The organism is Prosthecochloris sp. (assembly GCA_015482705.2).
In the GTDB taxonomy this organism is placed as follows: domain Bacteria; phylum Bacteroidota; class Chlorobiia; order Chlorobiales; family Chlorobiaceae; genus Prosthecochloris.
The window spans coordinates 83132-108124 of sequence record JADMLA020000022.1 but is presented as its reverse complement, the minus strand read 5'-3'; the positions used below and the strand labels follow the sequence as shown (position 1 = coordinate 108124).

Below are 24993 nucleotides of genomic sequence, written 5' to 3'. Positions count from 1 at the left end.
TAATTCATGATCCCTCGTTTTCTGGTTTCATAACCTTGTCGACATGTAACTCACCGACATGAAGACGGCCAACCTTCAGCTCGTCAACTTCCAAACCTTTGAATTTTGAATAGCGCACCAGCAACCTGCCGACAACAAACCGTCCTACTGCGAAAACCCCTACAGCCCACGCACCAATGGCAAGCGCACCAACAGCAAGGGCCCCCAAAGCTACAGCACCGACCGCTTTTGCATCGCGTTTCTTTTCTGTTCGAGATAATTCAGGCAAAAAAGATTCCGACCTTGTTTTTCCTGAGTGCATCATACTTTTCAGTTTTCTTTCTCTCAGCATTCCTACCTTCCGGAAACCACACCGTTCCAGTTTCAAACAGCTTATCGACTTCTCTTCGGTTAGTCATTATAATATAAGGGGTTTACGGACACATATCATCACCTTCTATCCGCATGACAAAAAAACAACATTTATGTATGAAAAAAAATATCCACCAACGAAAGCATTCCCGTTCCTTTCACCCCGTTCATATCTTGCACCGCTTATGGAAATCGGCTCAGCAACGAGCATGTAACCAGTAACAATCCCTTCTCAACCGATACGAAACAACGAAAAAGATACACTTTTGTAAGAAAACCGCTTTTCACACCTCCTTGTAGCCTTTTTATCCTTCCAAGACCGGCTTTCGGAATGTTTGATCAAAACTGCAGAAAAAAAACACAAACAATAACTCACCAAAAAATAATGAGTTAACCAGAAAAAAAACAGGAGCAATACTTTTATGCAACGATTGCACTCCCTTTGGCACGAAACTTGAGGTTAAAAATGCAACAAAGAAAGATTAAAAACCTGAATTATTCAGGGAAAACAACCATATAACCTAAATACTTAAAACAATGAGGAAGGTTGCAATTTATGGAAAGGGTGGTATCGGCAAGTCAACCACCACGCAGAACACTGTTGCAGGACTTGCAGAGATGGGAAAAAAGGTCATGGTTGTCGGCTGTGATCCGAAAGCTGATTCAACAAGGCTTCTCCTCGGTGGACTGAGCCAGAAAACCGTTCTCGATACATTGCGCGAGGAGGGAGAGGATGTTGAACTCGAAGATATCATCAAGGAAGGGTACGGCGCTTCCCGTTGTACCGAGTCCGGGGGACCGGAGCCGGGAGTAGGCTGTGCGGGCCGCGGAATCATCACCTCGGTCAATATGTTGGAGCAGCTCGGGGCTTATGATGACGAATGGAACCTGGACTATGTCTTTTACGACGTACTCGGCGACGTTGTTTGCGGAGGTTTTGCAATGCCGATCCGTGACGGCAAGGCTGAAGAAATCTATATCGTCGTGTCGGGTGAGATGATGGCCATGTATGCAGCCAACAACATCTGTAAAGGAATTCTCAAATATGCCGATGCCGGTGGTGTTCGTTTAGGAGGTCTCATCTGCAACAGCCGTAAAGTCGATAATGAAAAAGAGATGATCACAGAGCTCGCAAGACAGCTCGGCACCCAGATGATCCATTTCGTCCCACGCGACAACATGGTACAGCGTGCAGAGATCAACCGTAAAACCGTTATCGATTTCGATCCCACACACACCCAGGCCGATGAATACCGTACTCTGGCAAAAAAAATCGACGACAACGAGATGTTTGTCGTACCAAAGCCTCTCGAGATCGATGAACTCGAAAAACTCTTGATCGATTTCGGTATAGCAAACTAAAAAACAAAGGAGTCATCAACATGTTAATGATCAGAGCAATTATCCGGCCAGCCAAAGCGCAGGAAGTCATGCAGGGATTACTCGACGCAGGATATCCGGCCGTAACGAAAATCCCTGTAGTAGGACGAGGAAAGCAAAGAGGCCTCAGAGTCGGAGATGTCGTATACGATGAATTACCGAAGGAGATGCTCGTAACCGTCGTTCCAGACGCAGACAAAAGGTTCGTCCTCGACGCAATTATGATGAACGCCAAGACAGGAGAAGAAGGAAAGTTCGGAGACGGTAAAATCTTTGTATCCAAAGTCGAGGAGGTCTACACCATCAGCTCGGGACTCGAGGAGAGCGAACCGGAAGTTGCTGAACCGAAGGAGGCATAATGAAGGAGATCATTGCTATTATCAGGATGAAAAAAATGAATGAAACGAAGCAGGCACTCATCGACGCAGGCATCTCTTCATTCACTGCCCTCGGACGTATTCTCGGGAGAGGGAAAGGTCAAGTGCATTTCGATATTCTGGAAGGTGCCGAAAACGGTTACCAGGAAGCAATCGAGCAGCTCGGCGGACCACCTCGCCTGGTAGCGAAAAGACTCATTGCCATTGTGGTACCTGACGAGATGAAACAAACCGCCATCGATACGATAATTAAAACCAATCAGACCGGAAAACCCGGTGATGGCAAAATCTTCGTTACCGACATCACCGACAGCATCAGGGTACGCACTGGGGAAATCGGCGATGCAGCGCTAGTATAAAAACAATTTATGATGAAAACGGAGACACGACTTATGGAGTCAAGAATATTACCGGATCCTTCTGCAGTAAAGGAGGAACTGATAAAAAAGTATCCACCGAAAGTTGCCAAGAAAAGAGGTAAAGCGATTGTCATCAACGACCCCGCAGAAATCCCACAGGTACAGGCGAACATCCGTACCATACCAGGCATAATCACACAAAGGGGTTGTTCCTACGCAGGTTGTAAAGGAGTTGTTTTAGGACCGACAAGGGACATCGTCAATCTGGTTCATGGCCCGATCGGCTGCAGTTTTTACGCATGGTTGACCAGAAGAAACCAAACCCGGCCGGACGGTCCTGAAGGTGAAAACTATATGACCTATTGCTTCTCTACCGACATGCAGGAAGAGCATGTGGTTTTCGGGGGTGAGAAAAAACTGAAAAAGGCGATTCAGGAAGCATATGACCTCTTTCACCCGAAAGCCATCGGTATTTTCTCAACCTGTCCGGTAGGCCTTATCGGTGATGACATTCATGCGGTTGCCAAGGAGATGCGTGAAAAACTCGGCGACTGTAACATTTTCGGATTCAGTTGCGAAGGCTACAAGGGAGTCAGCCAGTCGGCCGGACACCATATCGCAAACAACCAGGTCTTCAAGCATGTAGTCGGCCTTGACGACAAAGACAAAGGCGGCACGTTCAAGATCAACATGCTCGGTGAATACAACATCGGCGGTGATGCATTTGAAATCGAACGCCTGCTCGCAAAATGCGGGATCACTCTGGTTGCAAGTTTCAGTGGTAACTCGACCATAGGTCAATTCGAGAACTCGCACACGGCCGATCTGAATGTCATCATGTGCCATCGTTCGATCAACTACATGGCAGAAATGATGGAAACCAAGTACGGTATACCCTGGATGAAAGTGAACTTCATCGGAGCGGAAGCGACCGCAAAGTCACTGCGTCGGATTGCCCGATACTTCGAAGACGATTCGTTGATGGCAAGGGTCGAAGAGGTTATTGCCGAAGAGATGCCTGCAGTTTCATCGGTTATCGAAGAAATACATCCGAAAACCAAAGGCAAGCTCGCCATGCTGTTCGTGGGCGGATCGAGAGCTCACCATTACCAGGAGCTGTTCGGAGAACTAGGAATGGAAACGCTATCGGCAGGATACGAGTTCGGGCACCGAGACGACTATGAAGGTCGGCGGGTCATTCCGAACATCAAGGTCGATGCCGACAGTAAAAACATCGAAGAACTGAAGATCAGCGCCGATCCGGACAGGTATAAACCCAGAAAAACCGAAGAAGAGCTTGAAAAGCTAAAACAAGCCGGCCTCAACATAAGGGATTATGAGGGTATGATGCCTGATATGCACAAAGGGTCACTGGTTATCGACGATATAAGCCATTACGAAACAGAAAAACTGATCGAGCTCTACAAACCAGACATTTTCTGTGCCGGCATCAAGGAGAAATATGTGGTTCAAAAAATGGGTGTACCCCTGAAACAGCTACATAGTTATGATTATGGAGGGCCTTACGCCGGCTTCACCGGCGCAATCAACTTCTACAGGGACATCGACCGGATGGTTAACAGCCGCATATGGAAACTGATCCAGGCACCCTGGGAGGAAACAGCGGTTGAGCTGGAAGCTGACTACGTAACACAGTAAAATCCACCTCTGAAAATTGTCCGTTCGCCTCGAGTGTGAGGCGAACGAAGCACTCGAGGATTTCGAGCACCGACCAACGAAGCAATCATTGCGTGCTGTAACAGTAACAGAGATGCCTTAAAAAAAGGAGATTAACGAACATGTTATTACGACATACCAAAAAAGAGATACTCGAACGTGAAGCCCTCACGATAAACCCGGCTAAAACCTGCCAGCCTATAGGCGCCATGTATGCCGCTTTGGGAATACATGGTTGTCTTCCCCACAGCCATGGTTCCCAGGGATGCTGCTCTTATCACCGAAGTACCCTGACACGTCATTACAAGGAACCCGTTATGGCAGCAACGAGCTCTTTCACGGAAGGAGCATCGGTATTCGGAGGACAGGCAAACCTTATAACGGCTATCGACAACATTTTTACGGTTTATGAACCTGACCTCATTGCGGTTCATTCAACCTGTCTTTCGGAAACAATAGGCGACGACCTGCAACAGATTGTCACCAAAGCCAACGATGACGGCAAGATACCTGAAGGAAAACATGTGATTTACGCACCCACTCCGAGTTTTGTGGGTTCACACGTTACCGGGTATGCCAACATGGTTGCCGCCATGGCAGAACAGTTTGGTGAGAATACCGGTAAGCCGATCGACCAGATCAACATTGTTGCAGGATGGATGGAACCTTCCGACATGCGGGAAATCAAAAGGCTAGCCAAAGAACTCGGCGTAACGATTCAGCTTTTCCCCGATACTTCGGATGTACTCGATGCGCCGCAGACAGGAAAACATGTGTTCTACCCAAAAGGCGGCATTCAGGTGCCTGACCTGAAAAGCACTGGTGACAGTAAATCATCGATCGCATTGGGTTGTTTCAGCGGTGAACCGGGCGCTGTCGCTCTCGACAAAAAATGCAAGGTTCCGTTCAAAACCGAAGACATTCCTGTCGGATTGAGAGCTACCGACCGCTTTCTGATGAGGCTGAGCAACTCTGCCGGTGTAAAAATACCCGAGTCGATCACGGACGAAAGAGGAAGACTTGTCGACCTGATGACAGACATGGAACAATACTTCCATGGTAAAAAAGTTGCACTCTTCGGCGACCCTGACGACCTTGTCCCGCTTACAGAATTTCTGCTTGACCTGAATATGAAACCGGTACATATCATCAGCGGCACCCCTGGCAAACGGTTCGAACAGCGTATCCGTGCCATACTGGCCGAAACTCATGCGGATGCAAATGTCAAAAACGGTCCTCAAGCCGATATCTATCTGCTGCATCAGTGGATAAAGAACGAACCCGTCGATCTCCTGATCGGAAATACGTACGGCAAGTACATTGCCCGCGACGAGGACATCCCCTTTGTCCGCTTCGGTTTTCCGATTCTCGACCGTATCGGTCACAGCTATTTTCCGAGTATCGGCTACATGGGTGCTATCAGACTTGCCGAGAAAATACTCGGTGTCCTCATGGACCGGCAGGATCGAGACGCTCCTGAAGAATCGTTCGAACTCGTTATGTAAACCATTGAACCAGGGGTAGAAGCCATGGAAAAACTTGAAATACTCGAAGGAAGAAAAAAACAGGTTTTCGAAAAAAACAAAGCATCAGCAACATTCGACATCAAATGCGAAACCACCAGTCTTTCCGGGTCGGTCAGCCAGAGAGCCTGTGTTTTCTGTGGCTCACGTGTCGTACTCTACCCGGTTGCAGACGCTCTTCATGTCGTTCACGGCCCCATTGGGTGTGCTGCGTACACCTGGGATATCCGAGGGGCCGTTTCTTCAGGACCCGAGCTGCACCGCCTGAGCTTTTCCACGGACCTGAAAGAGATGGATGTCATTTACGGCGGAGAAAAAAAACTTTACCAATCACTCATCGAACTCATCGATCAGTATATGCCGAAAGCCGCTTTCATATACTCGACCTGTATTATTGGGCTCATCGGAGACGATATCGATGCTGTCTGTAAAAAAGTCTCGGCAGAAAAAGGCATACCGGTCCTTCCCGTGCATTCAGAAGGCTTTAAAGGAACCAAGAAAGACGGCTACAAAGCAGCCTGTAATGCATTGATGAAAATCGTCGGGACAGGCTCGTCCGAAGGAATCGGAAAATACAGCATCAACATTCTTGGTGAATTCAACCTTGCCGGTGAAGCCTGGATTATCAAGGACTACTATGAACAGATGGGCATCGAAGTTGTCTCTACCATGACTGGAGACGGCCGTGTCGATGACATCAGACGCTCACACGGTGCCTCGCTGAATATCGTACAGTGTTCCGGATCGATGATCAAGCTGGCAAAAATGATGGAAGAGAAATACGGCATTCCGTATCTGAGGGTTTCATATTTCGGTATCGAGGATATGTCGAAAGCGCTTTATGATGTCGCCTCTCATTTCAGCGACGACCCTTCAATTCTTCAAGCAGCCAAGAAAGTGGTCAGCCGCGAGGTTGGCGAACTCTACCCGCAGCTTCTGGAATTTCGTAAAGCGCTCGACGGGAAAAAAGCCGCAATCTACGTTGGCGGAGCATTCAAGGCTTTTTCACTGATCAAGGCGCTCGATTCACTGGGAATGGATGTCGTTCTTGCCGGCTCACAAACCGGCAACAAAGACGATTATGAAGGATTGAAAGAAATGTGCGATGAAGGCACAATTATCGTCGACGACTCGAACCCTGTCGAACTCTCAAAATTCATTCTCGAAAAAGAAGCAGACCTTTTGATCGGAGGCGTCAAGGAACGACCGATCGCCTATAAACTCGGTGTCAGTTTCTGTGACCATAACCACGAAAGAAAGATTCCGCTTGCCGGTTTCATCGGCATGTACAATTTCGCAAAAGAAGTCTACGAGTCTGTCATGAGTCCTGTATGGCAGTTCGCCCCAAGAAAAGGAGGTTACTCATGAAAACAGCAAAAACAGCTACCCAGAACGCCTGCAAACTTTGCAACCCGCTCGGAGCTTGTCTGGCATTCAAGGGAATCGAAAAATGTGTTCCGTTCCTGCACGGCTCGCAAGGATGCGCAACATACATCCGCCGTTACCTCATCAGCCATTTCAAGGAACCGGTCGATATTGCTTCATCGAACTTCAACGAAGACACGGCTGTTTTCGGGGGTAGCCACAATCTGAAGCTCGGTCTGCGGAACATTACAAAACAATACAAACCCGAGATAATCGGAATAGCGACAACCTGTCTCTCTGAAACCATCGGTGACGATGTGGAAATGATCCTCAGAGAGTATGACAGTGAAGCCGATCCGGCCGTTTCCAGGCCCGTGATGATCCATGCATCGACCCCAAGCTACCAGGGGACACATATCGACGGCTTTCATGCCGCGACGAGAGCGACTGTCGCGCAACTTGCTGAAGGAGGAACGAAGCGAAACCTTTTGACTCTCTTTCCCAACATGGTTTCACCGGCGGACCTGCGGTACCTGAAGGAGATCCTCGAAAGCTTCAGCATCCCCTTCGTACTTCTCCCGGACTACTCGGAAACACTCGATGGAGGACCATGGGGAGAGTACCACAGAATCCCCAAAGGTGGAACGCCACAGCATGCAATCAGAAAAAGTGGAACCGCAGCGGCAAGTATCGAATTCACCTCGGTCCTTACCGGGGAAAAGTCACCTGCCGGATACCTTGAAGAAAAATTCGATATCCCCTCTTATCGGCTCTGTTTGCCGATAGGCATCAAACAAAGCGATGCGTTTTTCAACCTGCTCGAAAAATTGTCAGAGACGCCTCTGCCGCACAGATACGAAGATGAACGGCGGCGGCTTGTCGATGCCTACGTTGACGGGCACAAATACGTATTCGGGAAAAAAGCCATCGTTTATGGCGAGGAAGATCTTGTGATCGCCATAACCGCTTTCCTGAGAGAAATAGGCATATCACCTGTCCTTTGCGCATCAGGGGGAAAAAGTGGCATTCTGAAAAAACGCCTTGCGGAAATGGTGCCAGATATCGATGATCTCGGTATAAAGGTCCGCGAAGGGGTAGATTTCGTGGATATAGAAAATGAAGCAAAAAACCTCGAACCGGATCTGCTCATAGGAAACAGCAAAGGCTTTACCCTGTCACGGAAAAATAACATCCCGATCGTCCGCATCGGATTCCCGATTCATGACAGGTTCGGAGGACAACGGTTGCATCATCTTGGATACAGGGGAACACAGGAACTGTTTGACAGAATCGTAAACACCGTTATCGAATACAGGCAGAATTCATCACCAATCGGCTATACATACATGTAAGGGGACGTATCATGACGTTATCTATTGAAAAACACCCGTGCTTCAACGATAAGTCGAGGCACACCTTCGGGCGCATCCACCTCCCTGTTGCTCCGAAGTGCAATATCCAGTGTAATTACTGTAACAGAAAATTCGATTGCTTGAATGAAAACAGGCCTGGTGTCACCAGCAGGGTACTTTCCCCTCACCAGGCCCTGCATTATCTCGACCGGGCAATTGAACTGTCACCGAATATCACCGTAGTCGGCATTGCAGGGCCTGGGGACCCTTTTGCAAACCCGGAGGACACCATGGAAACACTTCGCCTTGTCCGGCAGAAGTATCCCGATATGCTTCTGTGTATTGCTACCAACGGCTTGAACGTGCTTCCGTATATCGGTGAACTGGCAGAGCTCGAAGTAAGCCATGTCACACTTACCATCAATGCAGTCAACCCGGAAATCGGAGCTGAAATATATGCGTGGATACGCCACCGGAAAAAAGTCTACAGGGATGTCGACGCTGCAAGGGTACTGCTCGACAACCAGCTCGAAGCACTGAAAAAGCTCAAAGAACATGGAGTCACGACCAAGATCAACTCCATCATCATTCCCGGTATCAATGACCGCCACGTCATCGATGTCGCTGAAACCGTTTCGAAGCTCGGCGCAGACATTTTCAACGCTCTTCCCTATTATAAAACGGAAGAAACCGTATTCGAGAACATTCCGGAACCGCATCCTGAACTGGTAAAGGCAATACAGAAAGATACGGCGCAATACTTGCCGCAAATGAAGCACTGCGCACGATGCAGAGCCGATGCAATCGGCATCATAGGCCAGGAGAACAGCGATTTGACGATCAAACAACTGCAAGAAACCGCACAACTGCCGAAGAAACCCCATGAAAACCGGCCTTATATTGCCGTTGCAAGTATGGAGGGCGTACTGATCAACCAGCACCTCGGTGAAGCGGACCGCTTTCTGATCTATGCACCGGGAGCGGATGACAGCCGACCGGTTCTTCTGGAAACCAGACCGGCTCCTCCTCCCGGAGGGGGTACCATGCGGTGGGAAGCGGTGGCCTCGGTTCTCATGGACTGCCGTGCGATACTGGTCAACGGAGCAGGTGAGTCGCCAAAAAAAGCACTCAATGCAAGTGGAATGGAAGTGTACATACTCGACGGGCTTATCGAGGAAGGTGTAAACGGAATACTCAGCGGGAAGGATATGAGTAGAATGGCACGTATCAGCCAAATGCACGCATGCAAGACAAGCTGCTCCGGCACAGGCGGAGGATGTGGATGAGAAAGGGAAAAAGTTAAAAGTAAGACACCTGATCCGACATCCATAGAGACTCTTGCCAGAGGAAGGACACCCTGGTTTGGTCCGTGAAGCCAAGCCGGAGGACGACGGCGTAAAGGGTAACCGAACCATAAACGATCGATTACTCAAAACAAAATACGAGGGATCACTCTTGTGAGACTGTCTTTTGAAAAACGACACACAAAAAACCATAAATAAACGTAACTCATGGAAAAACCGAAACATCACATTCTGGTCTGCGGAAGCTTCCGCGCACAAGGAGCTCCACAGGGTATCTGCCACAAAAAAGAATCTGCACAGCTCCTGCCATATCTTGAAAACGAACTTTCCGACCGAGGTATGACCGATGTCGTCGTCTCGGCAACCGCATGCCTCAATGTTTGTGAAAAAGGTCCAATTGTCGTTGTTCATCCGGAAAACGACTGGTATGGTGAAATCGATAGCGAAGAAAAGATGGACGAAATTCTCGATGCCCTCGAGGAAGGACAAGCATGTGAAACTTACCTTATCAGTGAATGACAGGAGAAGAAAAAAGAGCGAATGCTCTTTTTTCTTTACCAATCGTTATTACCAAAAAGAAATAACGACTACATTTTCAACAGCGAAGAACGCTTTGAACGTTCGTTTACAACAGCAAAAGACCATGGTAAAAAATATAACAACCGCAGTTGTGCTGATAACCCTGCTACTCGGAAGAACTGTTGTCGCCGGTGAAATCACCATTGCCTCGGGAGCAGGTTACAAGCAACCGCTGCTCGAAATCATCGCACTGTACGAAAAAAAAAGTGGCAAGAGAATCACACCCGTATTTGGCAACATGTCACACCTCATCTCGCAGGCTGCCTTGAGCGGTAAAGTGTCACTCATCCTGGGAGACAGAAAGTTTCTCGACCGTTCAGGATTGGACTTTTCTTCCTTTCATCACATGGGACATGGCAGACTTGTTCTTGCTTATCGCAAAGGAATAGCTCTGGAAAGCGTTCTCGATATACCAGGAGACTCTATAACCAGGATAGGTATGCCCGATTCAGCGAAAGCGATTTATGGACTTGCAGCCGCCGAGTCTCTCAACAGTAGCACAATGATGAAAAAAGTGCATAAAAAACTACTGATATTCTCCACCGTACCACAAGTATCCGCGTACCTAATTACAGGTGAGATCGACGTGGGGTTCATCAACCTCACCGACGCGCTCTGGCTCAAAGAGAAGATTGGCGGTTACATAACGGTTAACGAAAAAACATACACCCCCGTCACCATTGAAGTCGGCGTGCTCCGGGGATTTGAAAATGATCCTGAAACGACGGCGTTCACCTCGTTTCTGAAAACTGAAACGCTACACCCTATACTGAGTAAATACGGAATGAAATGATATTGCACAGTACTTTTTTTTCCTGCTGCCGGGACATAGGTCCGGTCATGCTCTCTCTCCAAACCGCTGCAATAGTGCTCGTTTCTCATACGGTCTTCAGCATTTCCTTGGGCTATCTGCTCTCACAAAAAAAAACGCCATTCTACAACTTGCTTGACGGGCTTGTAACCCTCCCGCTCGTATTTCCCCCTATTGCAACAGGTTTTCTTCTTCTCCTGATACTTGGCAGACATGGTGTCATCGGGCCGTTTCTCAGCGCAAAAGGCATCGAAATCATCTTCAGTCCGACAGGGGTGTATCTCGCTGCATTTCTATCAGGGCTCCCGCTTGTTGTAAAACCGGTTCAGTCAGCGATAGAAAACACGGAAACCTCACTTACCGAAGCGTCCTATGCCCTTGGAAAAAGTGAAATTATGACCTTTTTACAAGTCACTCTTCCCAATATCAAACAGGTTGTCCTTGCCGGTCTCATGCTCTCGGTTGGGAGGTCGTTCGGAGAAGTAGGCATCACACTGATGCTTGGAGGCAACATCAGTGGTAGAACGGAAACCATGTCGTTAGCGATCTATAACGCCGTCTTCGAAGGAAACCTCGAAAAAGCACTGGTTTTTTCGGCTCTGCTTGCCCTGATATCTATTCTGACATTTTACGGTATGAACCGGCTGAAAGGCTGAAAGAGGTACAATAATTTTCTCTATTTTACCGTTATGCAAGCGCTCATGTTCAGGAAAACGTAAGTTTATCGATGTCCTCACAAAACAGATCGATCGAACTTGAAGGAACCCTTTGGTTCAGAAAATCCGAAAACAGGTTTCTCGGTGCCGACAGAATCGTATTGCTCGAGCAAATCGATGAGCTTGGGTCGATCAACAAGGCGGCAAAAAATATAGGAATCAGTTACAAAACTGCATGGCAGCTGATAAACACCATTAACAACCTTTCAGAAAAAGCCATTGTAGAACGAACGACCGGAGGCAAAGATGGAGGCGGTACGAGACTGACTCCTGAAGGCAGAAAAATCCTCAGGCAATATCGGCTAGTACAGGAAGAGCATCGGAAATTCCTTGAAAACCTCGAAGAACGCCTCGGAAAACCGGAAAAGCTCTATCAATTTCTCAAAAGAATATCAGTGAAAGTCAGTGCCAGAAATGTTTTCAGCGGAACCATCGTAAAAATCACACGCGAAACGGTAAATGCCGAAATCATTCTTTCTCTCAAGGGTGATATCCGAATAACAGCCATTGTAACAAGCAATGCGATCGGCAAACTGGGTTTAGAGGAAAGAATGACCGCTTATGCAATCATTAAGTCAAGCTCCGTAATCATCGGCAAAGAGATCGATGTATCCAAAATAAGTACCCGTAATGTGATCTTCGGGACTGTCGATAAAATTATCGATGGCCCGGTCAACGTAGAAATCGATCTCGATATAGGCGGAAGCAACATCATAACATCGATAATAACACGAGAAAGTTCAAAAAACCTCGCCCTGAAGGAAGGAAGCAAAGCCTGTGCAATGTTCAAGGCTTCGAGCGTTATCATAGGGGTACATTGAGAACACCGCAAAAGACATGTTCAATCGATAATCACCGGTCATCGGGAAGCGGCAGCCAGCGCTGCAGCATATTCTGCATCACCTTACGTTCGACCGGTTTTGGAACGTAATCGTCCATACCCGCATCGAGGCATTGCTGCCGGTCTTCCTTTGATGCATTGGCCGTCATGGCAATGATAGGAATCTCGCTGTCAAGCACCTTTCCGGAACTTCTTATCACTTTCGTCGCTTCATAACCATCCATAACAGGCATCTGCAGATCCATCAGAACCAAGCCATATTTTTTTTGCTGAAGTGCTTCAACCGCTTCCGCTCCGTTAAAGGCGATATCGATCGTATAACCCATTTTTTCAAGCATTGCCCGGGCCACCTTCTGATTGATCGTGTTGTCCTCAACCAGCAAAACAAGCTTTTTTTCAAGAGTTTTTCCAGAAACATTGTTCAGGTCTCTGACAATCTGGCCTTCTTTACAGCTAGCCACCGCATGGTCGGGTTCATCCCGGGTTTTGTCGAAAACAAGTGAAAAACTGAACGTCGACCCTTCTCTCTCGTTGCTTTTCAACCTGATCTCTCCCCCCATGAGGTTTACCAGCTTTCTCACGATAGCAAGGCCCAGCCCGGTCCCTCCTTCTTTTCGGGTAGATGAGGCGTCGATCTGGGTAAAAGGCTGAAAAATCTGCTCCTGCTGCTCTTCAGGAATACCGATACCCGTATCCTGCACAGACATCTTGATGACAACCTGTTCTCCGGTTTCAGAAACAACCTTGGCGGTTACCGTAACCTGCCCTCTATAGGTAAACTTGATAGCATTTTGAATCAGATTCAGGAGCACCTGCTTGATGTATTCGGCATAACCGGAAAGTGTCTCCGGAATACCTTCGTCTACATTGCCTACCAGAACCAAACCTTTATAGCTCGCTTTTTCCTTCATTATCGCTATGATGTCGAGAAATAGCTGACGGAGATTGAAGGTGCTTTTCTCTTCATCGATATGCCCTGCATCTATTCTGCTGAAATCAAGAATATCATTGATCAGCATTAACAACATCTTTGCACTCGAATACAACGTGTCGGTATAATATCGCTGATCTTTATCCAGTTTGGTTTCGATCAAGAGCTCAGTCATCCCTATAACCGCATGCAGTGGCGTACGAATCTCATGGGATATATTGGCGAGAAACTCGCTTTTAGCCTTGTTGGCGCTTTCAGCCTGCATACGTGCCCTTTTCAGACGATTGATGAGTCTGAGCTGTACCTGTTCTTTCTTTTCAACGTTTTGTTTTTCTTCTATTAGTTTTTCATTGAGCTTCCTTGCATCTTCAAGCGCAAATTCTATTTCCTGCTTCTGCTCTACCTCCTTCTTCTGAAGTTCCAGTAAATCATCATGAAAAACCATGATGATCTTGTAGAGTTCATTGAGGGGATGATCGGGCGCAAGATAATCGCCGGCACCATGGTTGCCATCTTTTTTTCCAAACAAAATATTGCCGCACATCGCCGCAAAATTATCGATCTCTCTCCGTGACACAACGACATCATCCGACGGCGCAGGCACAGCAGAAACACTGTCGCTGTTTAAATTTTGGAAAGCTTCTTCAACAGAGTCGACGTAAACGAATGGTTGTTTGACAACGCGTGAAAAAATCCGCAGCATCGTTTTGAGAAGATGCGACGCGCCGCAGATATACGTAACGGTGGGATGGGAATTATAAGAAGTATTGAGCCTGTTTATCGTACCTGCATAGAGTATCCTTGCATTGATCGATGCCTTGGTTACCTCTGAATAATCGGCTATCCTTATATATTCACAGTTTTCAAGCATACCGTCAGCAAAAACCCGTTCGATGAAAGGGATCGTATTCTGTACGGTTTCGGTTTGAATATCACCTCCCAGAGAAGTAAAAAAAAGCTTTCCGGGAATAACTGCACTGTGGTAATATGCACCGGTCTTCGGATCGTCAAACTGCCATTCAGGACGAAATTCCAGCATTTCATACCCGATACGGGATCCATCTTCTCTACGACCTTGCGACTGGTTCATCAGGGTAGACGTTTAACAGCCTTTTTCGACAGCGTTGTGCATATACATTATGCAAGCGACTTGCAAAACAGCCTGTTGATTAATTTACTTTTATCGAACACCAATATCAACAGGAAAACGTTTCAACAGATCCTGGGCAGCTGTTCACCCAGAGGCATTTCCAAAATACGCCTGCTTCCCAACAATGTACGGATAATAACCATTCCCGGATGATCATCGACCACCTCTCCTATTATCGCAGCATTTCCAGCTGATGGATACGTTTGCTGCTGCATAATCCGTAATACTTTTCCTGCGCTTTGACGCGGTACGGCAACGACAACCTTGCCTTCATTTGCGACATTGAGTGGATCGATACCGAGGAGCTCACATGCACCCTGAACATCCGGGCGAACAGGAAAAGCCGATTCCTCGAGAACGATACCTTTCCCGGAGGCCTCTGCAAGTTCGTTCAACGTAGCGGCAAGCCCTCCTCTTGTAGGATCCCTCATGGCATGAACTTCGGGTACTTCATCCAGTATTTCGGAAATCAACTCACAGAGAGACATCGTGTCGCTTATGATCTCCGACTGAAAAGAAAGGCCCTCACGAGCTGCCATGACAGCCATTCCATGATCCCCAAGGGTTCCGGAAACAATAATACTGTCGCCCGGTTTGAGATTTATACAGGAAATGTCGATCCCATTTTTAATAACGCCAAGGCCCGATGTATTGATGAATATTCCATCACACTGCCCTCTTTCCACCACTTTTGTGTCACCTGTAACAATTTGCACCCCTGCTTTGCAGGCGGCATCGGCCATACTTCTTACAACTTTTTGGAGATCCACAAGGGGAAACCCCTCTTCAAGGACGAAACCTGCGCTGAGATAAAGCGGCATCGCCCCGCCTACAGCCAAATCGTTGACGGTCCCGTTGACGGCAAGATCACCGATTGTACCTCCCGGAAAAAATATCGGGCTGATAACGAAGGTATCGGTGGTAAAGGCAAACCTCTCAGCCCCGATTGAAAGTTTTGCCTGGTCATCCAGTAAATCTAGCGCGCTGTTACCAAAACAGGGGAGAAAAACATTTCGGGTCAGTTCACGTGACAGAACACCTCCTGCCCCATGAGCCATTTGAATGGTTTCATGATTGAAACGAGGAACCGGACACTGTAATTCGAAGGACATAAGAAATATTGATTTGATGAATGATTCGAACCGGGATCTTCATCTGCAGCTTTTTTTCTCACGTGCTCCGCACCCCGGCATCACAACGCTTTCCAATGATATTTATAATATGCTGCACACGCCCCTTCAGCTGAAACCATAGGTGCACCGAGAGGCATCGAAGGAGTGCACTCCTTGCCGAAAGCCTCACAACTCTCAGGTGTAATCATACCCCGCAGCACTTCCCCGCTCTTGCATAACGGTGATTCGTCCGACTGTATGCCAACAACGTTGAATTTCTTTTCTGCATCGAAGGAGGAAAATTCTTTACGCAGCAGCAGGCCGCTTCGCGGAATGACCCCTATGCCACGCCAGAGTCCATCCGTAACGTGAAAGACTTCATCGACAACCTTCCTTGCCACCGGATTCCCTTCTCGACTCACAACCCGACCGTACTCATTATGTACACCGCATACTCCTGATTCAAGCATTTGTATTACCCGTAATATTCCTGAAAGGATATCCACCGGCTCAAAGCCTGTAGGAACGATCGGGACATGAAATTCTTCACCGATGCGTTCATACTCTTCGTAACCCGTAACCGTACAAACATGCCCTGCAGCGAGAAACCCCTGAACCAGATTATTCTCAGAGGAAAGTATTGTCCGCATTGCAGGAGGCACCATGAACTGACTGACAAGTTCGCTGAAATTTTGCAGATTCTCTCTTGCGGCCTGTTTCACAGCCATTGCATTTCCAGGAGCGGTTGTTTCAAAACCTACGGCAAGAAAAAAAACTTCATGGTGCGGGTTCTCTCTTGCGATTTTCAACGCTTCCAGAGGAGAAAATACAACTCGGACATCGGCCCCCCTGCTTCTTGCAGCCAAAAGAGTCTCTCTGCTTCCAGGCACGCGAAGCATGTCACCGAAACTTGCAAGAATAACCCCGGGCTTCGATACAATCGACAATGCACGATCGAGGATCTCGAGAGGTGTAACACAAACCGGACAACCCGGCCCGTGAATCAACCTGACTTCATCGGGAAGGAGCTGATCGATCCCGTTTCTGATAATGGAATGAGTCTGCCCCCCACAGATTTCCATGATCGTCCAGGGCTTTGTCACAGTATCCTCGATTTTCTCGAGAATGCCTCGAGCCCTGTCGCTGTTCCTGTATTCGTCGATGAATTTCATAATGTACCGTTTGATGACTCGATACCTCCTCCAACCGGAGGAACGATGAGCCGCCGTAGTTTATCTATCAGGACACCCCTTTATTTTCGTAACAGTTCATCCCAAATTTCGAGGCTTTCAGCAGCTTCTTTCTCATCGATTATCTTCAAAGCAAATCCGGCATGGACGATAGTATACTGCCCGATCCGGATATCGGGAACATACTCGAGACAAGCTTTTATCAGAGAACCGTTGACATCGACAGTTCCCATTTTCAATCCGTTTTCATCGCTAATCGCAACAACTTTCCCTGGTATAGCCAAACACATTGTCACTCTCCGATTTATTGGACTTGTGAATCACCAATTCGTTTCCATGCTGTCCCGACCGAAAATACAGTCTCTTCTGATCTGAACTCATGGCATTCCGGCACATCCGGCTTTTACATGATCCCCTTATACTTGCCCTTGAGATACTCCCTGCCGATCACCGCCTGTCCGAGAGAAATACCTCCATCATTACAAGGTACCTGAGTATGGGCAAGAACTGTATAACCTTTTTTCTCGAGTTTTGAAACAAGAGCGTCGAAAAGCAAGATGTTCTGAAAAACACCTCCACTGAGCGCCACCTTGCGAATTCCGGAAAAAGCCGTGGCCTTTTCTATGACAGTCAAAAGCAAAACAACGAGTGAAGCATGAAAATTTCTGCTGATAGACGAAACGCTCCTCCCAGAACGAACATCATTGACTATGCCGTGGATCAGAGATGAAACCGAAAGCATCCATCTGTCAGGACCTGTCGAAACCATTTCACATGAATAAGGTTCTCCCTCGACTGTTCCAGCCGCGTGCATGAGTTCAATTGCCGCTTGCCCCTCATAACTGATATCCATCCGCAATCCGGTTATGGCGGCGACAGCATCAAAAAGCCGGCCACAGCTTGTTGTAAGAGGAGAATTGATACCTTTTTCAAGTAATTGAATCACACCCGAAGTATCCTTACCCTTCAGAAAAGCAAGCTCGGGAAAAGTGTCGAAACAGCAGGAAAGGTATCCGACTGCAACCTTCCAGGGATGGAACACCGCGGCATCGCCACCGGGCAAGGGAACCGGCTCAAAAGAGGCGAAGCGAAAAACTTCGGCCGCATCTCCAATCAGCACTTCACCGCCCCAGCTTGTCCCATCCGTTCCATACCCTGCCCCATCGAGAATAAGCCCGATAACAGGATCATCGCAGCGGTTCTCGGCAAGGCAAGATGCCAAATGAGCATGGTGGTGCTGTACCTGCAAATACGGCAAATCGTTCTGTTCCCAAACCCAGCGAGTCGATAGATAGGACGGGTGCATATCGCAGACCAGTAGTTCCGGAGAAACTTGAAAAATACTCTGAAGGTGTTCGGAGACTTTGAGAAAATGACTGTAAGCCTCGTAATTTTTCAGGTCTCCGATATGTTGGCTCACTATTGCACTTTTCCCTTTAAGCAGGCAAACGGTATTCTTTATTTCGGCTCCCGCAGCAAAAACCGGCGGACCATCTGCAGAAAGGAGAATCGGAGAGGGCGCATACCCTCGGCTACGTCTTATTGGCCGTATTTTTCCTGACATATGAACCACTACGGAATCGTCGCATCTGAGATAAATCGCGCGATTGTGTACAAGATAACCGTCGGCAATTCCGCCGAGACGTTCGACTGCTTCGCTGTTTTCGATAACGATGGGTTCATCGGAACAATTTGCACTGGTCATGACAAGAACCGAAGGGCCCCGTTCCATCATTACAACATGAAGAGGTGAATACGGCAGCATGATACCCAAACGGTCGTTACCGGGTGCGACATCATCCGAAAAAAAAGCTTCCTTTTGTTTCAGGAGAACAACAGGTGCTTGTGGAGAAAGAAGTGCCCGGCGTTCCTCATCATTGATTCTACAGAACCTTTCAGCAGTTTCAATATCCTTTACCATCAAGGCGAAAGGCTTTTCTTCCCTCCTTTTTCGCTTTCTCAGACGGCAAACAGCAGCAGCATCAAAAGCGTTTACGGCAAGATGGAATCCTCCGATACCCTTCACCGCAACAATCGATCCTTTTCGAAGCATGTCGAGAGCAAACTCCAAAGGATCGATGCAATCGACCGTTTTACCGTTCTGATCAAGCATGTCGAGTACCGGCCCACAATCAGGACATGCGTTTGGCTGCGCATGGAATCTTCTGTTCATCGGATCCCGATACTCGGCCTCGCAATCAGGGCACATCGTGAACTGCTTCATCGAGGTGTAAGGACGGTCGTAAGGAACCCTTTCAATAATGGTATAGCGCGGTCCGCAGTTCGTGCAATTGATGAAAGAATATGCATACCTCCGGTTGGAAACATCGAGCAGCTCCATCCGGCAATCCCCGCAAATACCAAAATCCGGGGATACCATAGTCTGAATTGCTCCTGTGTCATCGGAGGGAACAATGAAAAAATCACTCTCCTCTTCCACAGCAATCTCCGTAACCTCACATGACGTAATTTTTGCAAGAGGAGGTGCTTTCTCGAAAAGTTCCCGTCTGAAAAGACCAAGCTTCTCGGCACTGCCGCTCTGCACCTCTATACAGACCCCCAAAGAGGTGTTGCGTATAAAACCCCTGAAACCCGCTTCTTTTGCAAGACGAAAAACAAAGGGTCTGAACCCGACCCCCTGCACAACGCCATTGATAAAGAATCTCAGTCTTTTTTCAGTTTTGACTTCAGCCATTCTATCCATGCGTCAAAACCTTCACCCGTCGCCGCAGAAAGCTCGAACCATTCGAGCTTTTGGTTGACCCTCGAAGCATTGTCCCTGCATACAGCAGCATCGAAGGGAACATGCGGGAGCAAATCGGTTTTGTTCAAAATACAGATGTCGGCCTCGACAAACATCGTTGGATATTTCAGCGGTTTGTCATCCCCTTCCGTTACGCTGATCACAACGATTTTCATTGCTTCTCCAAGGTCGAACAGCGCAGGGCAGACAAGGTTACCGACATTCTCGATACAAAGAAGAGAGTTGTCTGCAAGATTCATCTCTTTGACCGCCCTGTTTATCATCAGGGCGTCGAGATGGCACCCGGTACCGGTATTGACCTGTAAAACAGGAACATCGAGAGCCTGAATCCGTTCAGCATCCCTGGTAGTCTGCTGGTCTCCTTCGATAACACTGACGTGACAATCAGGCTTTATGAACGGCACAGTTTTCTCGAGCAAAGAAGTTTTCCCCGAACCCGGTGAGCTGAGAAAATTGAGCGCAAGAATATTCTTCGCCTCGAAAAACCCCCGGTTTCTTTCGGCAAGAAGATTGTTTTGCAACAATACATCCTGCTCGACCTTTACCTGACGGCTGTGGGTATGGTCATGATTACCGGAAGCATGATCATGATGATGAGCATCGCCACTGACATGAACATGATATGCAGCATCGCCCGGTTTATAGATAACGGCACCATTGCCGGATGAACATCCACAAGAATCACACATAGGATATTATGTTTAATTTATTAATCGAATCGTTGATTGACTGAATCGATGTCATCAGGACGGTAACATGAAAGCCACTTTGTCCGACACCACATTTTTTTCTTTGCACTCCGGTATTTCCCTCGCTCTACTCGAGCGTAATTGATTTTATCAGCAGTTCCCTGCCTGAAACAATTCTGACATTCAAAGACCCGCAAACTTCGCATTTCGCATACACGTCACTGACGGGAAAACTCTTACCGCACTCCTGGCACTCCCCAACAGGCGCTGTTTCACGAATCGTAAGTTCAGCCCCCTCGGCAATGGTGTTTTTTGCAGCTGCAGAAAAACAGAATTTCAGCGATTCGAGCTGAACCCCGGCAACCCTGCCAATTTCCAACTCGATCTCGCTGACCTTTCGAGATTGCTCTTGCCTGGCTTTTGTTACTACGGCGTCGATGATAGACAACGCTATTGACATTTCATGCATAGACTCATCTCATCGTTGAAAAGTAACAACATACCGATCAAAATCATTTCCTCTAACCGATAAAAGGTCTGTATCCAAATGTTGATATGAATATCGAACGCACAAAAACGATCACCAAGTTACCGATACAGCAGGTACATTCGCAGCACCGTTCCGGCCCTTTCCATTATCGATCGTCGACGCTCACCCGCCCGCTGGTCAACGTGACCACGAGTGCGAACAATTACTCATTTTAAGTTTATATTTTTTGTAAATTTGCAGAGTGTTTTCACACGGGGCTACTGACACTTTTGGAAAAATCATTGCATTGAAAGACCTCACTGGATTATCCGGCATATCGGCGGCAAGAATTATGGAGATTCTCGACAAGGCTGCTGTTCATAAAGATCTGTTTCTGAAAGCTGAAAGCGTTACACCCAGAACGCTCGAGGGAAAGCGCATTGTTCTGGCGTTTTTTGAAAACTCGACACGAACAAGGTTCTCTTTCGAAATAGCAGCACGCAACCTCGGTGCCGTAACCCTTAATTTCAGCGCCTCTTCGAGCAGCGTCAGCAAAGGGGAAAGTATTGTAGATACGATAAAAAACCTTGAAGCGATGCAGGTCGATGCATTTGTCATTCGCCATCCCTCTTCAGGGTCAGCCGTACAGATAAGCCGCATAACGGATAAACATGTGGTGAATGCAGGTGACGGAACGCACGAACATCCAACTCAGGCACTTCTCGACATATTTACATTACGAGACTATTTCGGGTCGTTGCAAGGCGCCAAAATCATGATTCTTGGTGATATCCTGCACAGCCGCGTAGCCCGGTCGAATATTTTCGGCCTTACCACACTTGGTGCCGAAGTCGGGATATGCAGCCCCGTGTCGCTTCTTCCTGCCGATACCGCGTCCCTTGGCGTTAGCGTTTTCACCTCCATAGACGATGCCATAAGATGGGCCGACGCCGCGATCGTACTCCGTTTACAGCTGGAAAGAACAACCGGCGGCTACCTGCCGTCTCTCGAAGATTATTCGCTGAACTACGGTCTCACCGATGAACGGCTCGAGAAGATCCGCAAGCATATGCTTGTTCTGCATCCCGGTCCGATCAACAGGGAGATCGAGATATCGAGCAACGTTGCTGACCGTATCCAACCACCGGGTTACTCGAAAAGCGTGCTCCTCGAACAGGTAACCAACGGAGTTGCAGTCAGAACCGCTGTCCTGGAAATGCTGCTCGGTGGTACAACGATAAAAAATCATTAAAATAACATAGTACACCCATGCGAAAAATATGTGTTACGCCGATCGTTCTACTGATTCTTTTTCTATCCTCTCAAACAGTATTTGCCGGACCGACATTACGGACGTTGTTCACTCCCTTGCTTGCAGATCCTCTTGAACCACGAATTGCAGTCATGCCGTGGCTCGATGACGATTTCCTTCAGCTCGACATCGGCACTTCCGCAGATCTGTACCAGAGTGAAGACGATCGTTTCGCTGTCGGCATCGACTTCGCGACATTCTCCCTCCTGGGAAGAGACGACGACTTCAAGTTTCCGGTAGACACCATCGATTACCTCTTCGGGGTCAGCTTTTCCTGGAAACACCCGTTGAAAAACGACAGCCTGCCGTTCGACGATCTCTCTGCAAGGCTCCGAGTCAGTCATATCTCGGCTCATTTCGAAGACGGGCACTACGATGAGGAAGCCGATGAATGGATAAACGAAGATGATTGCCCTTTCGGTATCCCGTTCACCTACAGTCGTGAGTTCATAAATCTCGTCCTTGCACTCTCTTCGGAAGACTACCGGGTCTATCTCGGCTATCAATACCTTTTCCATACCATACCCGACGACATCAGCCGACATTCGCTTCAGGCAGGACTGGAACTTTCAACACCGGGCAACACCTACCTGGCGGCGGATTTCAAGTTGCTTCCTGAATGGAATGACGAACTCGATAAAACCGACGGGTTCCATGGAACCTGGAACCTGCAGGCAGGCTGGAGGTTAACCGGCCTTGGCCTTGAAAACGTCCGCATCGCATATAATTATTACAACGGGATGAGCCGTCACGGCATGTATTTTTACGATGACGAAAGTTTCAGCTCCCTCGGATTTATTGTAGATCTGTAAGCGATAGCTTCAGATCCGCAGGAAAAACGGTATGGAACCAGCATGTATCATGTTTGCACGATGTAACATTGTTCCATAAATTACCATAGTATTTTCTGCAACGTTATAATCCCCCTCGAGTACAGCATGTCACTTTACAGGTCAACATATCGTTATTCCGCTCACCATTACTTCAGAGTACTTTAGCAGTTTATCCATGCGATGTGATGGTAAAAGTAACTTCTTTTTTTTATCCAATTTATGTACATTAAAAGTTTACATGTACATGTTCTTTCCGAAAAGCATTGTACCCTGCACAAACACGTCAGGCAAGATGCTTTTATTTTCGAAGCAACACAAAACCTAACGGAGAAAAGCAGCAATGAAAAAACTAGTATCGCTTGTTTTCGCACTCGCGATGATGGCCACGTTCGTGACCACATCCGAGGCAAGCGTCAAATTCAGCGGCGACGCAATGGTCCGCCCGAGGTATGAAAGCTACGAATTCAAAGGTGATTTCAACAAACAGGCTGACGACCTCTACTGGCTCTACAGAGTCCGTTTGCATGTAGCGGCCGACCTCGGTGAAGGCTACTATGCCAAAGCCATGCTTGCCAGCGAATCGCCAGGCTGGTTCGCCGCTGTTGGTGGAAAAGGCGATTCTTTTCCAGAAACACTTGCAGAAGACTTCGGCATCAGCCAGTTCTACTTCGGCCGTATGATGGAGCACTCTCATTACACAATGGGAAAAATGCCGCTGAACAGTCTCAACAATCCAATCTTCGACCTTGCGGTTTATCCTTTCCAGCCTCTCGAAATCCCGTACTTCCTGTACAACAATGATCGCGTTTTCGCGCTCAACTATGGTACGAAGGTCGGCCCCGGCGAACTCAACGCAACGCTCTGCGTGCTTGACAACGACATGACAGAAGACGATGTTTTCGAAGATTCTTACGCTATTCACGTCATCTACAAAACAAACATCGGTGACATCACTATCGATCCGCAGGTTCTTGCAGCCATAACCGATTCCGATCTCATCGGATCTCACTCCATGTATAATCCTGTACAGATTGTTTCAGGCGTCGATCACAGGGGAGACTATGAAAACGTCACGCCGTGGACATTCGGTACCAATGTCGTCATCCCGGCCGGTGATACCAAATTCACACTGAGCGGTTTCTACACCTACGTTGACGAAGATGATATCAACTATGACGGTTACCTCTTCAGAGTCAAAGCGCAACACGGTCCGGTAACAGCCTGGATTGATTACAACAGCACGGAAGACGAAAGCTATGGCCGTTCGGACAACTACGCCAACATGTTCGTCTGGGCACAGTACAACTACAAGGTATACGAGTCTGCAATGGGCAGCTTCACCCTGTCACCGACTGTCCGCTATCTCTCGTCTGAATTCAACAACGATTCCATCGAATTCAACCGTCTGAGAACGGAGCTCTGGGCACAGGTCAAGTTCTAAACGATCTCCGATACTTCGATCGTCGATCGGCAAAGCCGCAGGAAAACCTGCGGCTTTTTTTTATGGAACGACCGTCAACGACATGTTCTTCCGAAGGATTGTTTCTTTCATTAAATTATTATGCTTCTTAAATTGTTGTGCTTCTTTTTTTTAAGACGCTATTCAAACAACCTTAAACCATTGATGTCATGGAAAAAGGAAAACTACAGGAGTACTGGTCAACAAACCTCAAGTATCTGATAGGACTGCTTGTTGTATGGTTTGTTGTCTCTTACGGCTTCGGAATTTTACTTGCCGAACCACTCGATACCATCCGCTTTCCTGAATGGACGGGTGGAGGCGGCTTCAAGTTGGGATTCTGGTTTGCACAGCAGGGTTCCATCTATGTGTTTGTTGTCCTGATTTTCGTTTATGTCAGCCTGATGAACCGGCTGGACAAAAAGTATGACGTACACGAGGATTAACCA

General features: G+C 47.8%; 24 protein-coding genes. 16 read left to right on the top strand and 8 right to left on the bottom strand.

Annotated features, from left to right (window positions below; translation table 11 throughout):
- Positions 1-4: 4 nt before the first annotated feature.
- A complete protein-coding gene (locus tag QZ209_RS05435; protein ID WP_294345419.1) occupies positions 5-304 on the bottom strand; it encodes a hypothetical protein in 300 nt (99 codons plus the stop codon).
- Positions 305-888: 584 nt separating this feature from the next.
- On the opposite strand from QZ209_RS05435, the gene nifH reads away from it, so the two are divergent.
- From nifH to QZ209_RS05375, 12 genes are all read left to right on the top strand, one after another.
- Positions 889-1713, top strand: coding sequence for a nitrogenase iron protein (nifH, locus tag QZ209_RS05430; RefSeq protein ID WP_294345417.1), 825 nt, complete (start codon positions 889-891; stop codon positions 1711-1713).
- Between the two features lie 20 nt (positions 1714-1733).
- Positions 1734-2090, top strand: a complete 357-nt coding sequence (locus QZ209_RS05425; RefSeq protein ID WP_294345416.1) for a P-II family nitrogen regulator — start codon at positions 1734-1736, stop codon at positions 2088-2090.
- Positions 2090-2467 (top strand): P-II family nitrogen regulator, encoded by a 378-nt coding sequence (locus QZ209_RS05420; RefSeq protein WP_110023906.1) that lies wholly within the window; start codon positions 2090-2092, stop codon positions 2465-2467. Before QZ209_RS05425 ends, QZ209_RS05420 begins: the two co-directional genes overlap by 1 nt.
- Positions 2468-2500: 33 nt before the next feature.
- A complete protein-coding gene (gene nifD, locus QZ209_RS05415; RefSeq protein WP_294345437.1) occupies positions 2501-4126 on the top strand; it encodes a nitrogenase molybdenum-iron protein alpha chain in 1626 nt (541 codons plus the stop codon).
- Between the two features lie 140 nt (positions 4127-4266).
- Positions 4267-5649 (top strand): nitrogenase molybdenum-iron protein subunit beta, encoded by a 1383-nt coding sequence (nifK, locus tag QZ209_RS05410; protein WP_294345408.1) that lies wholly within the window; start codon positions 4267-4269, stop codon positions 5647-5649.
- A gap of 24 nt (positions 5650-5673) precedes the next feature.
- The gene (gene nifE / locus QZ209_RS05405; RefSeq protein ID WP_294345405.1) at positions 5674-7035 is read left to right on the top strand and encodes a nitrogenase iron-molybdenum cofactor biosynthesis protein NifE; all 1362 of its coding nucleotides are present in this window, start codon (positions 5674-5676) and stop codon (positions 7033-7035) included.
- A complete protein-coding gene (locus QZ209_RS05400) occupies positions 7032-8384 on the top strand; it encodes a nitrogenase component 1 (protein WP_294345401.1) in 1353 nt (450 codons plus the stop codon). Before nifE ends, QZ209_RS05400 begins: the two co-directional genes overlap by 4 nt.
- 11 nt (positions 8385-8395) lie before the next feature.
- Positions 8396-9670 carry a radical SAM protein gene (locus tag QZ209_RS05395; RefSeq protein WP_294345397.1) on the top strand — a complete coding sequence of 425 codons (1275 nt, stop codon included), beginning with the start codon at positions 8396-8398 and terminating at the stop codon, positions 9668-9670.
- 225 nt (positions 9671-9895) lie between these two features.
- Complete coding sequence (locus QZ209_RS05390; RefSeq protein WP_294345394.1) at positions 9896-10207, top strand: (2Fe-2S) ferredoxin domain-containing protein; 312 nt, start codon at positions 9896-9898, stop codon at positions 10205-10207.
- A gap of 124 nt (positions 10208-10331) precedes the next feature.
- The gene (gene modA / locus QZ209_RS05385) at positions 10332-11060 is read left to right on the top strand and encodes a molybdate ABC transporter substrate-binding protein (protein ID WP_294345392.1); all 729 of its coding nucleotides are present in this window, start codon (positions 10332-10334) and stop codon (positions 11058-11060) included.
- On the top strand, positions 11057-11734 hold the full coding sequence (locus QZ209_RS05380; RefSeq protein WP_294345388.1) for an ABC transporter permease subunit: 678 nt from the start codon (positions 11057-11059) through the stop codon (positions 11732-11734). The genes modA and QZ209_RS05380 overlap by 4 nt, the downstream gene beginning before the upstream one ends.
- A 71-nt stretch (positions 11735-11805) precedes the next feature.
- Positions 11806-12615: a TOBE domain-containing protein gene (locus QZ209_RS05375; protein WP_294345384.1), complete on the top strand. Its 810-nt coding sequence runs from the start codon at positions 11806-11808 to the stop codon at positions 12613-12615.
- Between the two features lie 31 nt (positions 12616-12646).
- On the opposite strand, the gene QZ209_RS05370 is transcribed toward QZ209_RS05375, so the two are convergent.
- The 7 genes from QZ209_RS05370 to hypA form a co-directional block, all read right to left on the bottom strand.
- A complete protein-coding gene (locus tag QZ209_RS05370; protein ID WP_294345381.1) occupies positions 12647-14656 on the bottom strand; it encodes an ATP-binding protein in 2010 nt (669 codons plus the stop codon).
- 122 nt (positions 14657-14778) lie between these two features.
- Positions 14779-15828 (bottom strand): hydrogenase expression/formation protein HypE, encoded by a 1050-nt coding sequence (gene hypE, locus QZ209_RS05365; RefSeq protein WP_294345379.1) that lies wholly within the window; start codon positions 15826-15828, stop codon positions 14779-14781.
- Between the two features lie 80 nt (positions 15829-15908).
- Positions 15909-17000: a hydrogenase formation protein HypD gene (gene hypD, locus QZ209_RS05360; protein ID WP_294345376.1), complete on the bottom strand. Its 1092-nt coding sequence runs from the start codon at positions 16998-17000 to the stop codon at positions 15909-15911.
- Positions 17001-17080: 80 nt separating this feature from the next.
- On the bottom strand, positions 17081-17308 hold the full coding sequence (locus QZ209_RS05355; protein ID WP_294345375.1) for a HypC/HybG/HupF family hydrogenase formation chaperone: 228 nt from the start codon (positions 17306-17308) through the stop codon (positions 17081-17083).
- 113 nt (positions 17309-17421) lie between these two features.
- Entirely contained in the window at positions 17422-19713 is a 2292-nt protein-coding gene (gene hypF / locus QZ209_RS05350; RefSeq protein WP_366515750.1) for a carbamoyltransferase HypF, read from the bottom strand.
- On the bottom strand, positions 19683-20471 hold the full coding sequence (hypB, locus tag QZ209_RS05345) for a hydrogenase nickel incorporation protein HypB (RefSeq protein ID WP_294345368.1): 789 nt from the start codon (positions 20469-20471) through the stop codon (positions 19683-19685). The genes hypF and hypB overlap by 31 nt, the downstream gene beginning before the upstream one ends.
- Before the next feature lie 127 nt (positions 20472-20598).
- Positions 20599-20940 (bottom strand): hydrogenase maturation nickel metallochaperone HypA, encoded by a 342-nt coding sequence (gene hypA, locus QZ209_RS05340; RefSeq protein ID WP_294345365.1) that lies wholly within the window; start codon positions 20938-20940, stop codon positions 20599-20601.
- A gap of 307 nt (positions 20941-21247) precedes the next feature.
- Between hypA and QZ209_RS05335 the strand changes: the two genes are divergently transcribed.
- The 4 genes from QZ209_RS05335 to QZ209_RS05320 all read left to right on the top strand — a co-directional run bounded on the left by QZ209_RS05335 (position 21248) and on the right by QZ209_RS05320 (position 24990).
- Complete coding sequence (locus QZ209_RS05335) at positions 21248-22192, top strand: aspartate carbamoyltransferase catalytic subunit (protein ID WP_294345362.1); 945 nt, start codon at positions 21248-21250, stop codon at positions 22190-22192.
- Positions 22193-22209: 17 nt separating this feature from the next.
- Positions 22210-23064 carry a hypothetical protein gene (locus QZ209_RS05330; protein WP_294345360.1) on the top strand — a complete coding sequence of 285 codons (855 nt, stop codon included), beginning with the start codon at positions 22210-22212 and terminating at the stop codon, positions 23062-23064.
- A 361-nt stretch (positions 23065-23425) separates the two neighbouring features.
- Positions 23426-24526: a hypothetical protein gene (locus QZ209_RS05325; RefSeq protein WP_294345358.1), complete on the top strand. Its 1101-nt coding sequence runs from the start codon at positions 23426-23428 to the stop codon at positions 24524-24526.
- 188 nt (positions 24527-24714) lie between these two features.
- A complete protein-coding gene (locus tag QZ209_RS05320; protein ID WP_294345355.1) occupies positions 24715-24990 on the top strand; it encodes a DUF4212 domain-containing protein in 276 nt (91 codons plus the stop codon).
- Positions 24991-24993 lie beyond the last annotated feature (3 nt).